General features: G+C 65.6%; 9 protein-coding genes. All 9 read left to right on the top strand.

The genetic code is table 11. The features are described 5' to 3' along the window. Nucleotides 1-131 (top strand): type II 3-dehydroquinate dehydratase (locus G606_RS10220; RefSeq protein ID WP_034523902.1); only part of this gene is annotated, 131 nt, incomplete at its 5' end. A gap of 410 nt (nucleotides 132-541) precedes the next feature. Further along, a complete protein-coding gene (pulA, locus tag G606_RS0107245; protein ID WP_026645405.1) occupies nucleotides 542-5,740 on the top strand; it encodes a type I pullulanase in 5,199 nt (1,732 codons plus the stop codon). 283 nt (nucleotides 5,741-6,023) lie between these two features. Further along, on the top strand, nucleotides 6,024-8,825 hold the full coding sequence (locus G606_RS0107240) for an InlB B-repeat-containing protein (protein WP_026645404.1): 2,802 nt from the start codon (nucleotides 6,024-6,026) through the stop codon (nucleotides 8,823-8,825). Between the two features lie 260 nt (nucleotides 8,826-9,085). Further along, nucleotides 9,086-10,684, top strand: a complete 1,599-nt coding sequence (locus G606_RS0107235; protein ID WP_024541392.1) for an alpha-amylase — start codon at nucleotides 9,086-9,088, stop codon at nucleotides 10,682-10,684. A gap of 139 nt (nucleotides 10,685-10,823) precedes the next feature. Next, nucleotides 10,824-11,105 (top strand): ATP-binding cassette domain-containing protein, encoded by a 282-nt coding sequence (locus tag G606_RS0107230; RefSeq protein ID WP_026645403.1) that lies wholly within the window; start codon nucleotides 10,824-10,826, stop codon nucleotides 11,103-11,105. A gap of 93 nt (nucleotides 11,106-11,198) precedes the next feature. Next, a complete protein-coding gene (locus G606_RS0107225; protein ID WP_024541391.1) occupies nucleotides 11,199-12,062 on the top strand; it encodes a helix-turn-helix domain-containing protein in 864 nt (287 codons plus the stop codon). 52 nt (nucleotides 12,063-12,114) lie between these two features. After that, nucleotides 12,115-13,776 carry a CTP synthase gene (locus G606_RS0107220; RefSeq protein WP_026645402.1) on the top strand — a complete coding sequence of 554 codons (1,662 nt, stop codon included), beginning with the start codon at nucleotides 12,115-12,117 and terminating at the stop codon, nucleotides 13,774-13,776. Between the two features lie 248 nt (nucleotides 13,777-14,024). Next, a complete protein-coding gene (locus tag G606_RS0107215; RefSeq protein ID WP_051198670.1) occupies nucleotides 14,025-15,638 on the top strand; it encodes a L,D-transpeptidase in 1,614 nt (537 codons plus the stop codon). A 205-nt stretch (nucleotides 15,639-15,843) separates the two neighbouring features. Then, the gene (sufB, locus tag G606_RS0107210) at nucleotides 15,844-17,325 is read left to right on the top strand and encodes a Fe-S cluster assembly protein SufB (RefSeq protein WP_231371453.1); all 1,482 of its coding nucleotides are present in this window, start codon (nucleotides 15,844-15,846) and stop codon (nucleotides 17,323-17,325) included. Nucleotides 17,326-17,328 lie beyond the last annotated feature (3 nt).

Genomic DNA, 17,328 nt, shown 5'->3' with positions numbered 1-17,328 from the left:
ACCCGGCGGCGCGCGACGAGTTTCGCAAGCGTTCGGTGATCAGCCCGGTGGCCACCGGCACGATCACCGGCCTCGGCTTCCTCGGCTACAAGCTCGCGCTCGAGGCCGTCGCCGAACTGACGAAGGGCTGAGCGGGCTCTGACTGTATCGGCAATACGAGGGGGGGCCGGGAACCGATTGCGGTTCCGGGGCCGCCGTCGTATCTGCACCGGTCGCCCGATCGCTGGAGGGCATCGCCGGCATGACGAGATTGCGGTGGGGACTTGCGGTACAGGTCGTTGGGTCTCACGGTGGGGGGGCGGCTATGGACGTGGGTTGTCCACGTAGGCGCGTTCCGGTGGATTTTTGCTTACAGCTGAGGTATCATGAAGGGTGATTTCGTTGCAAACGTATGCATCATTCGTTGACGAATGCCTCGGAAATCCTTGCATGATATGCAAGCGAGGTCTGCATGCATTGGCAAACCGGACAGGTGAGACGGTCGGCATCCCGATGTCGCCGACGAACCCGGCCGGTTAGAGAAAAAGGGAATGGACAACATATGGTGAATCAGCAGTTCCGCACTGCGATGCGCCGCACGACCGGGATGGGCGTGGCTTTCGCTATGGCCTGCTCGGGTGCGTTGCTCACGGTGCCGATGGCGGCCAACGCCGCGCCTGCCGACACGGGAAGCACGGCGCTTCCCGCCGCGACCGATGTGCAGGTCATCGCGTTCCAGCAGACCTGGAAGTCGATCGCGAAGGAATGCACGAACACCTACGGGCCGCAGGGCGTCAAATACGTCGAGGTCTCGCCGCCGCAGGAATCGATCCAGGGCACGCAGTGGTGGACGAGCTACCAGCCGGTCAGCTACAGGCTCGATTCGAAGCTCGGCACCGAAGCCGAGTTCCAGGACATGATCGAGACCTGCGACGCGGCGGGCGTCGGCATCATCGCCGACGTCGTGCTCAACCAGACGACCGGTTTGGATGTCGCTGCAGGCGAGCAGACCGGTGTGGCGGGCACAAAGTACAACGGCTTGACCGGCGACTATCCGGGCTTCACCGGCGAAAACGGCCAATATCCGCAAGGTGTGACCGCCGCCGACTTCCATGACTACAACAACGGCGCAAGCGTCTCCGATTACACGAACCAGCAGGAGGTGCAGGAAGGCCGCCTGAACTCGATGTGGGACTTCGACACGTCGTCGGCCAAGGTGCAGGACATCCAGTCCGACTACCTCGCCAAGCTCTACAAGATGGGCGTGCAGGGCTTCCGCATGGACGCGGTCAAGCACATCAACAACGAGGACATGAAGGCCATCAAGGACCAGATGGCCACGAAGGTTGGCAAGAACGCCAACGACATCTACTGGATCCAGGAAGTCATCGGCAATGCGAGCGAAGCGCCCGGCATCCAGCCGCGCAATTACCTGGAGACCGGCACCGTGACGCAGTTCGACTACAAGTCGGACCTCAACGCGAAGTTCAAGGGCAAGATCGCCGAACTCAAGGACCTCTCGGCGCGCATCGGCGACCTGTCGTCGAATCCGAACGCGATTGCGTCCAAGGACGCGAACGTCTTCGTGACGAACTGGGACACCGCTCGCAACGACGGTGCGATCACGTACAAGAACGATTCGATGTACGCGCTCGCGAACGCATTCATGCTCGCCTATGACTACGGCACGCCACGTCTGCTCTCCGACTACAAGTACGACGACAACGCCGCCGGCGCCCCTGGCGCGACCGAGACCTCGGTGCCGGACGTCGACTTCGACCAGGCGTGCTCGACGAAGGACGGCGACTGGAACTGCCAGCAGCGTTGGACGACGACGCGCGGCATGATCGCCTTCCACAACTACGTCGACGGCACGTCGGTCTCCGATTGGCAGGACGACGGCGCCAACAACATCGCGTTCTCGCGCGGTGACAAGGGCTTCGTCGCGATCAACAACTCGACCGAGGACAAGGAGGCCGAATACGCGACCTCGATGCCCGACGGCGAGTACTGCGACGTCTACGCCGTGCAGGACTGCTCGAAGACGGTCACCGTCTCCGGCGGCAAGGTCAAGACGACGGTGCCGGCGATGCAGGCCGTCGCGATCTACGGCGGCGCCACGAAGGCGACGCACCCGGCCTCCGACGTGGCCGTCGATCCGAGCACCCCGGACGTCGTGATCCCGGACACCACCGTCAAGCCGGACGACCAGACGACGACCGTCTGGTACAAGCCGACCAAGAAGTGGGACAAGGTCTTCGTGCACCACGGCGCCGGCAGCGACTGGACGGCCGCCCCCGGCGAGGAGATGGAAGGACCGGACGCGCAGGGCTACTACAAGAAGACGATCGACACCAAGGGCGAGGAGCACCAGATCTGCTTCAACGACGGCGGTAGCGACTGGGACAGCAACAACGGCTCCAACTACCTGATCGCCAAGGGCATCACGCAGGTCGGCGTCGAGAACGGCGCGCTCAGCGTGGGCAACCCGGAGGCGATCGGCGCGCAGACCCGTCTCGTCGTGCACTACAAGCCGGCGGCCGATGAGGCCACCGCGAACCGCGGCGTCTACGTCTGGGGCAAGGACACCACCGGCGCCGACATGACGGCCGTGAATCATCCGTTCACCGGCGAGGACTGCTACGGCAAGGTCGCGGACCTCACCTTCGACGGCAAGTTCGAGGACCTCGGCTTCATCATCACGACCGAGGACTGGAACAAGTTCGGCGGCGACCGCAAGGCCGTCGTGTCCAAGACCGGCACCGCCGAGGTGTGGATCGACGGCACCGGCGACGCGGACACGACGCTCGCCGAAGCGCCGGCCGACTACAAGTGCAAGGCCGACAAGGTCGACGTCACCGTCCACTACATGCGCAACGACGGCCTGTACTTCAACGCCGCCGACACCGAGACGAAGATTCCGCAGTGGGATCTGTGGATGTGGAACTCGAACAGCAACGGCTTCGCCTCGAAGTTCACGCAGCATGACGACTGGGGCGAGCTCGCCACGGCCTCCTTCTCGAACTACACCTACCAGGCAACGAACGGCGATTCGGACTTCGGTCTGCTGCGCCGCTACGGCGTCGACGAGTGGAAGAAGAAGGACGGCTCCGACGGCGACATCAAGATGAGCGCCGACGCGCTCGTCTTCTCCGCAGACGGCACCGCGAAGGCCGAAGTGTGGCTCATGCAGGACGACCCGATCGTCTACACGGCGCGTCCGGCGCTCGGCGCCCGCATCTCCACCGCCGAGATCGCGCAGAAGAACGCGATCGACGCGAAGCTGACGAAGCCGGCCGACGTCAAGGCTTCGGACGTCAAGGTCACCGACGCCGACGGCAACGCCGTCGCGGTCGCCGACGTGAAGGCCGACGGCACGACCGTCACGATCACGCTCAAGGACGACCTCGACCTGACCGCGAAGTACACAGTCGAGATCGAAGGCTTCGGCTCCGCCGACGCCGTCGCCGGCTCGGTCGTGCGCACCGACGAATTCGACAAGGAATACGCCTATGACGGCGACGACCTCGGCGCGACCTATAACGACGCCGGCTCCACGTTCAAGCTGTGGGCGCCGACCGCGGCCAAGGTCGAGCTCGTCACGTTCAAGGCCTCCGACACTGCCGACGCGGCCGAGGACAAGACGGTCGCGATGAAGCGCGGCGAGCGTGGCGTGTGGTCCGTGACCGAAACGGTCGCGCCGGGCACCGCCTACGTCTACCGCGTCTCCTTCGCCGACGGCACGAAGAACGACTCGCCGGATCCGTACGCGCGCGCCTCGGTCATCAACGGCCGCCGCTCCGTCGTGCTCTCCGACGAGCAGACGAAGGTCGAAGGCTCCGACCGCATGGCCCCGTTCTCGAAGAACACCGACGCGGTCATCGCCGAAACCCATGTGCATGACTTCTCGAGCAACGCCAACTCCGGCGTCTCGGAGGCCAACCGCGGCAAGTACCTCGGCATGATCGAGAACGGCACGAAGAACTCCGAGGGCAAGGCGACCGGCGTCGACTACCTCAAGGAGCTCGGCGTCACGCACGTGCAGATCCAGCCGATGTACGACTATCTGAGCGTCGACGAGACGAAGCCGACCGACGACAACAACTACAACTGGGGCTACGATCCGGAGAACTACAACGTTCCGGAAGGCTCCTACTCGTCGAACGCCGCCGATCCGAAGGCGCGCATCGTCGAAGCCAAGGAGATGGTCAACGGGCTGCATAAGAACGGCCTTCGCGTGATCATGGACGTCGTCTACAACCACGTCGGCGACGTCAACACGAACCCGTTCAACCTGACGGTGCCGGGATACTACTTCCGCTACCAGAACGGCTCGCTCGTCTCCAACTCCGGCTGCGGCAACGACACGGCGTCCGAACGTGCGATGATGCGCAAGTACATCGTCGATTCCGTCACCTACTGGGCGAAGGAATACAACATGGACGGCTTCCGCTTCGACCTCATGGGCCTGCACGACCTCGACACGATGAAGGCCGTGCGCGCCGCGCTCGACGCGATCGACCCGTCGATCGTCATCGTCGGCGAGGGCTGGGACATGAATACGACGATGGACAAGTCCCTCATGTCGATCCAGCCGAACGCCTACGAGCTCGACACCCACAACTCGACGGTCGCGTTCTTCAACGACTCGATCCGCGACGGGCTCAAGGGCTCCGTGTTCTCCGACGAGGACACCGGCTTCGCGACCGGCAAGGCGAACACCGAGCAGCTGATCCTCAACAACATGCTCGGCTGCCGCAACGGCGAGGAGTTCGACGGTGCGTACTGCACGAACGGCAACGCCAACGTCAAGTACGACAACGCGAACCAGATCGTCAACTACGTCGAAATCCACGACAACCTGACGCTCAACGACAAGCTCAACGTCTCGATGTTCGGCGCCAAGACCGACGACGGACTCGACGAGGGTCAGGTCGCGCAGAAGGTGGCCGCCTCGAAGCTCGCGAACTCGTCGATCTTCCTTGCCAACGGCATCTCCGAGATCCAGCTGGGCCAGGAGTTCCTGCGTTCGAAGGACGGCGATGGCAACAGCTACAAGAACGCCGCCACGAAGAACGCGCTCGACTGGGACCGCATGAACGACGCCGCCTACGGCGACAACGCCCAGTATGTGGCCGACCTCATCGCGCTGCGCAAAAAGACCGCCGCGTTCCGCATCGGCGACTACGACGCGATCGGCAGGAACTCGAAGGTCCTCAAGTCCGCCGATGGCGTCGTGGCCTACGAGATCTCCGACGACAGCGGCACCTACGTCGTCGCGCTCAACAACAACGCCGACGCGGTCGCGCTGCCGGGAGTCACCTCCGGCGACTACGGCGTGCTCGTCTCGAACGGCCGCACCTACCGCCACGCCCCCGAGGCCGCGGCGCAGGCCGACGAGGCCGTGCAGGGCGTCGACGCGTCGGTCGCCGGCGCGAAGATCGCCGTGCATGACGGCGACTCGGTCGTCGTGCCGGCCAACAGCGCGCTCGTGCTCGGCCCCGAGTCGGCGCTCGTCGACCCGGTCGAGCCGGACAACCCGGACAACCCGGACCAGCCGGGCAATCCGGGCAACACGGGCAAGCCGGGACAGCCGGGCGCGAACGACCATGTGGACACGGGCTCCACGAACGCCGCCGGCACGGTGAGCGACATGGCTTCGACCGGTTCCTCGGTCGCCATCGTCATCGTCGTCGCGGTGGTCGCAATCATCGCGGCCGCGGTGCTGCTCGTGGTGAACCGCGAGCGCCGCTCGCACTGAGCGTCGGACGCTGACATGACGTCGTCCTCCTGAACGGCGTCACGGCAACCAAAAGCGGGCAGACTGACCTTCGGGTCCGTCTGCCCGCTTTCGCGTATGCGCCCGTCGTGCACGGCCATGCACCGGACACGCCCCGTGGCATCGAGGGCACGTTGCGTGGCAAGGAAGCAAACGTTGCGTGAATAGGGCCTGCGGATGCATCCCGGCATGCTATGCTTGTTCGCCGTAGGCGCAATCACCCGCGCCGTCCTTTTCCCCCAACGAGCGAACTTCGAGGAGAACAATGACCACCAAACTACGCGCCGCCATTGGCGCGGTCTCGGCATGCGCCGTGCTCATCGGCGCGCTCGTCGGCCCCGCCGGCGCGCAGGAGACCGATCTCGATGGACACATCACGAACGTCTACACGGCCGGCAACGGCATGGCCTTCCAGAAGGTCAGCCATCCCGAAAACGGCCTCGAGACGGCCGACGGCGTCGTCGACTACGTTGGCAACGGTGCGATCTCGGCCAAGGACAAGGGTCAGGGCGACCGCGGTCAGTCCTACAGCTACGCCGCCGAATCGGTCGGCGACTGGGTCTACATCGGCACGATGTACGGCGGCCTCGGCGTCCAGGCGATCCTCAAGGGCAGCCTGTCGGCCAACATGGGCATGAGCGTCGAGGAGGCGACCGCGCTCATCCAGACGCTCTACGCCGGCAACATGTACCTCGGCGAGCCGGACGGCAAGAGCGCCGGCGGCACGCTGTTCAAATTCAACGTGAAGACCGGCGAGACGCAGATCCTCATGTCCCAGTCCGAAGGCATCGAAGGCGGCAAGGGCGTCATCCCGACCTTCCGCAGCGCGTTCAAGATGAACGGCAAGCTGTACTTCGAGGGCATGGTCATGGACACGAACAACAAGGACCTGACCGCCCAGGAGATCGGCACGGCGATGGCGATGCAGAACGGCTTCCCGTGCATCTACGAGGTCGACCCGGCCAACGGCGACAAGCTGACGAAGGTCTACGACAGCGTCGACGCCGCCGGTTTCCGCGAACTTGTCAAGCAGAACGTGTTCACGTCGACGCGTGCGATCGGCTCGTTCAAGGACACGCTCATCGCCGGCGACCTGAAGCCGACCGCCGACGGCAAGGGCGCGGCCTACCTCGTCGCGTCAAACACGCCTTCGGAGCCCGGCTCCTACAAGGTCATCGCCGACATGGCCAGCTTCGACGGCCTGCCGGCGATCCACCGCTCCGACGTCAACGGAGGCGGCGGCATCTATCAGGTGCTCGAGTTCAACGGCAAGCTGTACGTCGTCGTGTGCACCGGCAGTGTCGAGACGCGCAACGAGCAGACCGGCACCGTGCGCTCCTTCGCGATCTACGTCGGTGAGAACTCCGGCGACCCGACCGAGAAGGCCGACTGGACGTGGCGTCCGCTCGTCGGTGACAAGTCGAAGGGCGCGAAGTACACCTTCGGCCTCGACGCGAGCCGCGTGAGCGCCGGCGCGTGCACGCTGCAGATCTACAACGACCACCTGTACATCGGCGACTACAACGACGTCTCGAGCGCGCTGCAGGGCTTCGCGCTGCGCATGAACTTCGTGACGCAGGCGACGAACCTCGAACAGTCGATCAACCTGTACCGCATGGACGCCGACGAAAACGTCGAAATGCTCGTCGGCGACCCGAACGAGACCTTCCCCGACGGCGGCACAACGGGCCTGGGCTCTGGATACGGCAACCACATGAACCAGTACACGTGGCAGACGACCGTGCACGAGGGCAAGATGTACCTGTCGACGATGAACACGACGACGCTGCTCGAGCCGATCGCGCAGTTCACGAACGGCGACATCCTCAACATGAGCGAGAAGGACTGGAACAACACCGTCCACTACCTGCGCACCTTCGTCGAGCTCATCCTCAACCGCGACACGGCGTCCGCTGCGACGCTTGCGTCCGAGGACGGCGACACTGCGCAGAACGACGACCGTCCGCGCTCCGACGACGCCGACGCACTCGTCGACTGGGCGGTCAAGGCCGCCGACGCGCGCCTGAACGCCGCGACGCTCGCCGACATGGACGACGCCGACGAGGAGGCGCAGCACGTCACGCTGAGCGACGCGCAGCGCAAGGCGCTCGTCGACGGCATCAACGACGGCTCGATCGTCCCCGGCAGCCTGAACGACGAGGAGTCCGCCGCCCGCATGCTGCAGGCGAACGACCTGCTCACCGTGCTCGGCACGCAGCTCGACGAGAAGGCCTCTGAGGACTTCGCCGAGATGTACGAGGAGACCGAGCAGCTGCTCGCCGCCGCGCCGCAGATGCCTGAGAACCTCAAGAAGATCTACGAGACGCTCGTCAAGCTGCTCAGCGTCAACAACCTCAAGGCCTTCTTCAAGTCGCTGCCGTATCTGGCCAAATCGAAGCGCGGCTTCAACCTCTTCGAGATCAGCGAACAGGCCGACGGCGGCGTCAACGTGACGACCGTCGCCGACGACGGCTTCGGCGACCCCTTCAACCACGGCCTGCGCATCTTCGTGAACACCGATGACCATATGCTCATCGGCACCGCCAACCCGTTCTACGGCACCCAGCTGTGGCGCGTGGCGAACACGATGTTCCCGGTGCACGTCACCGCCGGCATCGGCGGCACCGCGAGCGCCGACCGCATGCAGGATGTCGCGCCCGGCACGACGGTGACGCTGACCGCGACGCCGGACGAGGGCTACCGACTCGCCGGCTGGAAGGTGACGAAGGGTGGCGTCGAGGTCGGCGCCGACGGTACCTTCGCGATGCCGGGCGAAGCCGTCTACGTGGAGGCCGTCTTCGAACGCGCCGACGGCGGCGACGCTAACGATCCCGGCGACACCGACGATCCCGGCGACACCGACAAGCCCGGCGACGCCGGCAAGCCGGACGCCACGCCTGCCGTGAAGCCTGAGGCGGACGGCGCACAGACGCCGTCGGACGCGACGACGACCCCCGCGGACATCGCGAGCACCGGCTCGTCGATCGCGCTGGCGCTTGCGGCGATCGCCGCTCTGGCGCTCGCCGGCGTCACGCTGCTCGCCTCAAAGCGCGCGACGCGTAACTGATTCGGCCGTCATCCGCACGCCGATGACGCGCGCATGACGACGCAGCGCGGATGACAAGCGCGGATGACAGGGGAGGAGGAAACCCACAGCGGGTTTCCTCCTCTTTTTGGTATCGATGTTCTATATCGATCATCAATCATCTTTTTTCTCCTTCCATCGATATCCATCCGCCTGCCGGCGATGTGACGCGCCATGCACGGCCATGCGCTAGAGTGGGTGCGACGTCGTCGAGGTCGACGGCGGGAGGAAAGGCGGTCGACATGGCATACGGGAACAGGCGCGGGGCCTCGATCAGGACGGCGGCGGCATGCGCATGCGCGGCGCTCGTCGTCGCGGCGGCGCCGGCGTGCGGCGCAAAGGACACCGGCAGCACGGCGACGCCGAAACGCACCGACGTCGAGGTCATCGCGTTCCAGCAGCCGTGGACGTCAATCGCGAAGGAATGCACGAACACCTATGGTCCGGAAGGCGTCGCCTATGTCGAGGTCTCGCCGCCGCAGGAGTCGATTCAGGGCACGCAGTGGTGGACGAGCTACCAGCCGGTGAGCTACAGGCTCGATTCGAAACTCGGCACCGAAGCCGAATTCAAGGACATGATCGACACGTGCGCTGCCGCGGGCGTCGGCATCGTCGCCGACGTCGTGCTCAACCAGACGACCGGCGCCGCGCACGACGGCGGATGGAAGGAGGGCGTGGCCGGCTCGAAGTACGATCCGACGACCGGCGCATACCCGGCCTTCACCGGCGGCCACGACCAGTACCCGCAGGGCGTCGATGCGAAGGACTTCCACGACTGGGAGCACGGCGCGAGCATCTCCGGGTACATGGACCAGCAGGAGGTGCAGGAGGGGCGCCTGAGCGGCATGTGGGACTTCGACACGTCCAGCGACAAGGTGCGCGACATCCAGACCGACTACCTCGCCAAGCTCTACGACATGGGCGTCAAGGGATTCCGCATGGACGCCGTCAAGCACATCAGCGCCGAGGACATGCAGGCCGTCAAAACGCAGATGGCCGAGAAGGTCGGCAAGGATCCAGACGACATCTACTGGATCCAGGAGGTCATCGGCAACGCCGCGGAGGCGTCCGGAATCCAGCCGCGCAACTACCTCAACACCGGCTCCGTCACGCAGTTCGCCTACGTCTCCAACCTCAACTCGGCGCTGCGCGGCGACGTCTCGGCGCTCGCCGACCTCGGCGAACGCCTCGGCGACACCGGCCGCAACAAGTTCGCGATCGCCTCGAAGGACGCGAACGTCTTCGTGACGAACTGGGACACGGCGCGCAACCCCGGTCAGGCGATCACCTACAAGGACGGCGCGCTCTACGCGCTCGCGAACGCGTTCCTGCTCGCCTATGACTACGGCACGCCGCGGCTGCTCTCCGACTACCGTTTCGCCGACCGCGACGCCGGGGCTCCCGGCGCGACCGACACGTCGGTGCCGGCCGTCGACTTCGACGAGGCGTGCGCGGCCGCCGGCGGCGACTGGAACTGCCAGCAGCGCTGGACGCCGACGCGCGGCATGATCGCGTTCCACAACTACGTGCACGGCATGAAGGTCGAGGATCTGCAGGAGCCGGACTCGTCGCTGCTCGCGTTCTCGCGCGGCGACAAGGGCTTCGTCGCGTTCAACAACGGCGCAAAGGAGGTCACGCACGAGTTCGCCACGACGATGCCCGACGGCGAGTACTGCGACGTCTACGCCGTCGAGGACTGCTCGAAGACCGTGAAGGTGCGCAAGGGCAAGGTGCAGGTGACGCTTGCGCCGACCTCGGCCGTCGCGCTGTACGCGGGAGCGACGAAAGGGACGCACCCGGCCGCGTCGCGCGCCGTCGACCCGTCGACCCCGCAGTGGTGAACGAGACGTCGCAATGATGAACGAGGCGTTGCAAACGTTGCAATGACGTCGATGCTACGCATCGTTGCGTCCGCGGGCGCATGTGCCGGTGTCCGTTGCTGGAACGGCCGCGCACCGCCCCTCTAACGTGGAGCCGTCGATGTGGGAACGCCATCAGGGCATTCCCGCCAAGCAGATGGGAAACCACGATGACACAGCAGCGCACTGCGCAGCCGCGGCGCGCCGAAGCCGAGGGGGCGCATGCTCGGATCGACGATCATCAGCGCCCGGGGGCCAGACGCAGACCTTCGCCGGCGTCGGCGGCGACCAGAAGATGCTCGACGGCCTCGATCTGGACATGCGCCGCGGCGACGTCACGGCAATCATGGGACCGTCGGGCGCCGGCAAATCCACGTTGCTCTATGCGCTCATCACCCGGTGAGCGACGTCGGCCGCGCCCATGCCGAGACAAAACAATATATGTCGTCAATGCACTCCAACACCACGGCAATGCAAGAAAAGGAATAAGACATCCATGGATTTCACGACAAAACTCAAGGACCTGCGCAGGCAGTCGGGACTCTCGCAGGAGCAGCTCGCGAACCGCGTCGGCGTCTCCAGGCAGGCGATCTCCAAATGGGAGAGCGGCGCCGGCCGCCCCGAACTCGAGAACCTCGTCGCGCTCTCCGACGTGTTCGCCGTCAGCGTCGACGCGCTGCTCGGCATCGCGATCGACCAGGCCGGCGGCGCCGGCGAATACCGCTACGAAAGCGTCACGAACTACGACATCGGGCAGGCCAAGCATTTCGACATCGACTGCGGGTCGCTCTACGCGTGCACGGTCCGCGGCTACGACGGCGAACAGCTGCGCGTGCGCGTCGTGTCGAATACTGTTGCGACGCTCGCGCGGCATTTCAAGGTCTCGATCGACGACCGCCCGAAACGCCTCGACGTCGTCGTCAACCGCGGCCCGGGCATCAGCGAGACGCTCGCCAAGGACGACGTCTCCGTCGTGCTGTCGGTGCCGCTGCGCTACGTCACGACGATGGAATGCGCGGCGAAGGCGTACGAGGTGGAGGTGCACGGCCTCGACTGCGCCGGCGTCGAACTCGACGTGCGCACGCAGCGGCTCACGCTCGACGACGTGCACGCGCACGTCGAGGTGAACTGCAACCTCGACATGGACATCGCATGCCTGTCGCTCGACGGCCGCGTCGACGTCAACCAGCTGTCCGCGACCTCGCGCATCACGGTGCCGAAGGACCGTCCGCTCGCCGTGCGCACACGCGGGCTGCGCACGCGCACGATCGTGGGCGCGGGCGTGCATGTGGACGAGGATTCGCCCAACGTCGTCGAGCTCAACGGCGTGGCGAGCGAGCTGATCATCGAGGCGAGATGAAGCGGAAACGCCTTCTTGTGCATGTCACGACGCGGCGATACCATGAAGACCCATGGCAAGAAGACAACATGGCAATGCTCAGGAACACGTCACCAAGCACATCTTCGTCACCGGAGGCGTCGTGTCCTCCCTCGGCAAGGGACTGACCGCATCCTCCCTCGGACGCCTGCTGCGCAGTCGCGGCATCCGCGTCCTCCAGCAGAAGCTCGATCCGTACATCAACGTCGATCCGGGCACGATGAACCCGTTCCAGCACGGCGAGGTCTACGTGACCGAGGACGGCGCCGAGACCGATCTTGACATCGGCCACTACGAGCGTTTCCTCGACGTCTTCCTCTCGCAGAAGGCGAACGTGACGACCGGCCAGATCTATCAGGAGGTGCTGCGCAAGGAACGAGCCGGCGAATACCTCGGCCAGTGCGTGCAGGTCATCCCGCACATCACCAACGAGATCAAGTCGCGCATGCGCGCGCAGGCGTCGGACGACGTCGATGTCATCATCACCGAGATCGGCGGCACCGTCGGCGACATCGAATCGCAGCCCTTCCTCGAGGCCGCGCGCGAGGTGCGCCGCGAACTGGGGCCGGAGAACTGCATGTTCATCCACGTCTCGCTCGTGCCGTACATCGCCGCCGCCCATGAACTTAAGACGAAGCCGACGCAGCATTCGGTCATGATGCTGCGCCAACTCGGCATCACGCCGGACGCGCTCGTGCTGCGCAGCGACCGTCCGCTCAACCAGGGCATCAAGGACAAGATCTCGCTGATGTGCGACGTCGACCCCGAGGGCGTCGTCAACTGCGTGGACGCCGCGAGCATCTACGACGTACCGAAGGTGCTCTTCGACGAGGGCCTCGACACTTACGTCGTGCGCGAGCTCGGCCTGCCGTTCCACGACGTCGACTGGGACGAGTGGGAGGACCTGCTCGAGCGCGTGCACCATCCCAAGCACGAGGTCAGCATCGCGATCGTCGGCAAGTACATCGACTTGCCGGACGCCTACCTGTCGGTGACCGAGGCCATCAAGGCCGGCGGCTTCGCCAACTGGGCGAAGGTCAACGTCAAGTGGGTCGCGGCCGACCGCTGCGAGACCGAGGAGGGCGCCGCCGCGGCGCTCGACCAGATGGACGGCATCGTCATCCCCGGCGGCTTCGGCATCCGCGGCATCGACGGCAAGATCGGCGCGCTGCGCTACGCGCGCGAACACAAGCTGCCGGTGCTCGGCCTGTGCCTCGGCCTGCAGTCGATGGTCATCGAATACGCGCGCGACGTGCTCGGCATCGAGGACGCCGGCTCGACCGAATTCGATCCGGACTGCCCGAACCCGGTCATCGCGACGATGGAGGAGCAGAAGGACATCGTCGCCGGCAACGGCGACATGGGCCACACGATGCGTCTGGGTTCGTACCCGGCGGAGCTGCTCGAGGATTCGCTCGTCGCCCGCCTGTACGGCACGACCCACGTCACCGAACGCCACCGCCACCGTTACGAGGTCAACGTCGCGTACAAGGACCGGCTGCGCGAGGGCGGCCTCGTCATCTCCGGCCAGAGCCCGGACGGCGAGCTGACCGAATTCGTCGAGCTGCCGCAGGACGTGCACCCGTTCTACGTCTCGACGCAGGCCCACCCCGAGTTCAAGTCGCGCCCGACGAAGCCGCATCCGCTGTTCGCGGGCCTCGTCAAGGCCGCGCTCGACCATCAGGCGCAGCGCTGAGCATGCGCGGCGCGCCCGCGCATCCCGGGCGCGCCGCGCATTCCGCCTACTCCGCGCACTTCATGCACTCTGCCGGCCGGTTCCCGCATGCGATCTTCTGCGGGGACCGGCCGGTCGGCAGTGGATGCGCCGGGCGGATATACGCCAAACGTGGATGTTTTGTCATCATTCGGCCGTGAAGCTCGCCATGTTCACGACCTTCCCCTATTATCGAAGCGAATCATCGTATTTTTCGTACAAGGAACTCTATGTCTTTTCCCAATGGAAACCATGGCATGGGCGCGGATGGGGACGGCTTCCGCGCGAATCCCGCAGTGCCGCCGGCGCCGCAGGTCGACGAACTGGCGATCGCGCAGCAGGATCCCGAGACGGGCAAGCGCCGCCGCGTATGGCCGTGGGTCGTGCTCGGCGTCGCCGTGCTCGCCGCGGCTGCGTGCGGCGGGACCTACGCCTATTTCCAGAACCGCGCGCTGCCGGGCACGACGCTGTGGGGGCACTCCGTCGCCGGCAAGAACGAGCAGCAGATCGCGCGCATGATCGATGACCAGGTCGCCGCCGTGCAGGTGCCCGTCACCTATGAGGGCACGCAGGCGACGATTGACGCGGCCGACCTCGGCATCGACGTCGACGCGGACGCGATCGCGAAGCAGGCCGTCGACGCCAAGCGCGACGGCGCCTTCTGGACGCGCTACCTGCCGTGGGAGCGCCGCGACGTCGCCCCGACGATCACGCCCGAGACCGATCCGACCGTGCTCGACGCCAAGCTCGGCACGAACAGCGCGAAGCCGGTCGATGCCACACTCAAGCTCACCGAGGACGGCACGCACGTCGAGACCGTCGCCGGCGCGAACGGCTCCGGCGCCGACGCGAAGGCCGTCGCCGACGAGGCCGTCGCCGCGATCGAGTCGCTCGGCTCGCACGGCGCGAAAACGGTGGCGCTGACGATGGACACGATTGAGCCGAACGTGCCCGACGCGACGGCCGATCAGGCCAGGGACGCGCTCAACCGGCTCATCGACGCCAAGGCCGGCGTCGCGATCGCGGGCGAGAAGGTCGCGACCTTCTCGCCGGAGGCGATCCTCGACGCCTCGCGCATCGAGCCGAACGAGGAATCGACGCTCAAGGACGGCGAGACGCGCGCCGGCGTCGTCGTCTTCGACGCGAACAAGCTGCAGAGCCACTACGACGAGGACATCAAGCCGCACTACTCGACGACCAAGGAGGACCGCGAGGTCATCGTCAACAACAACGACGAGGACGTCGTCGTCCTCAAGGAAGGCCATGACGGCGTGCGCATCAAGGACGGTGCCGACGCGCGGATCGGCGAGCAGGCCGCCAAGGCCTTCGCCGCCGGCGACGGCGACGTGACGGTGGATGGCGAGGTCGATCCGATGGTCGTCAAGAAGACGAAGCGCCACGTCGTCGTCGACCTGAGCGACCATAAGGTCTACGCCTACGAGAACGGCAAGCAGATCAAGGCCTTCAACATGTCCGCCGGTCAGGGCAACGACTACGCCACTGGCGCATGCCAGCCGAGCGGCGACCTATGCACGCCGCTGGGCGACTTCGAGGTCTGGCTCAAGTACCCGTCGCAGCACATGAGCGGCACGCTCACGCTCGCTGACGGCACGAAGGAGACGTGGGACGCGCCCGACGTCGGCTTCGTCAACTACTTCTCGAAGACCGGCTGCGCGATTCACCGCATCGCCACCGAGACGCCGTACACCGACGCGCAGATCGCCGCGATGGGCGCGAATACGTCGCACGGCTGCGTGGGCATCGGCTGGGACGCCGCCGAATGGTTCTACGACTTCGCCGTGCAGGGCGCCGACCACGGCGTCACCGTGCACGTCCAACAGTAGGCTGCTCTTCGCGGCCCCACGCGCATCGCAGGCCGGGACCCCACAGGGTTCCGGCCTGCCGCCGTTTTCGTGGACGTCGCGGTGCGCGGCGGATGCGGCATGCGGCGGCCGCGAAACGCTCTGGCGTGTCCATACACTGTCCGTTACCATGTAATGCGGAACAACCAAGAAGAACGAGAGGCGGCGACCTGTGGCAGACGATCAGATGCCCAACGCAGCGTCCGACGTGGAGATGAATCAGTATCTGGCTGATCGCGGCCGCGTCAACGAGGACAAGATAAGACAGGATGACGAGATCATCGGTCAGTTCGGCGAATACTCGTACGGCTGGCACGATTCCGACGCGGCCGGCGAGGCGGCGAGGAAGGGCATCGACGAGCACGTCGTGCGCGAGATCTCGGCCGACAAGCACGAACCCGAATGGATGCTCGACATGCGCCTGCGCGGCTACCGGGCGTTCGTCGAACAGCCGATGCCCAAGTGGGGCGTCGACCTGTCCGGCTTCCACGCGCAGGATTTCAAATACTACGTCAAGCCCGTCGGCAAGCAGGCGGCCCGCTGGGAGGACCTGCCCGACGACATTCGCGAGACCTACGACCGTCTCGGCATCCCCGAGGCCGAGAAGAGCCGTCTCGTCTCCGGCGTCGCCGCGCAGTACGAGTCCGAGGTCATCTACAACTCTATTCAGGAGGATCTGGCCAAGCAGGGCGTCATCTTCGTGGACACCGACACCGCGGTGCGTGAATACCCCGATCTGGTCAGGAAGTACTTCGGCACCGTCGTGCCGCCGGAGGACAACAAGTTCGGCGCGCTCAACACGGCCGCATGGTCCGGAGGCTCGTTCGTCTACGTGCCCAAGGGCGTGCACGTCGACATCCCGCTGCAGGCCTACTTCCGCATCAACACGCCGAACATGGGCCAGTTCGAGCGCACGCTCATCATCGCCGACGAAGGCTCCTACGTGCACTACGTCGAGGGCTGCACGGCGCCGATCTACTCGACCGACTCGCTGCACGCGGCCATCGTCGAGATCATCGTCGAGAAGAACGCGCGCGTGCGCTACACGACGGTGCAGAACTGGTCGAACAACGTCTACAACCTCGTCACGCAGCGCGCCTACGTGCGCGAGGGCGCGACGATGGAATGGGTCGACGGCAACATCGGCTCGAAGGCGACGATGAAGTACCCGGCGTGCATCCTCGCCGAGCCGTACGCGAACGCCTCGACGATGTCGCTCGGCTTCGCCGGCGCCGGGCAGTATCAGGACACCGGCGCGAAGATGATCCATCTGGCGCCGCACACGAGCTCGACGATCGTCGCGAAGTCGATCTCGCGCGGCGGCGGACGCTCCGCCTACCGCGGACTGGTGAAGATCGTCGACGGCGCCGAGGGCGCCAGCTCGAACGTCGTGTGCGACGCACTGCTCGTCGACGACTTCTCGCGCTCCGACACGTACCCGCATGTGGACGTGCGCGAGGACGACGTCTCGATGGCGCACGAGGCGACCGTCTCGAAGGTCTCCGAGGACCAGCTCTTCTATCTGATGAGCCGCGGCATCGAGGAGAAGGAGGCGATGGCGATGATCGTGCGCGGCTTCGTCGAGCCGATCAGCCGCGAGCTGCCGATGGAATACGCGCTCGAACTCAACAGACTCGTCGAACTGCAGATGGAAGGATCGGTGGGCTGACCG

This window comes from Bifidobacterium sp. AGR2158 (genome assembly GCF_000424225.1).
Taxonomy (GTDB): domain Bacteria; phylum Actinomycetota; class Actinomycetes; order Actinomycetales; family Bifidobacteriaceae; genus Bifidobacterium; species Bifidobacterium anseris.
This window is presented reverse-complemented; position numbering and strand designations above follow the sequence as displayed.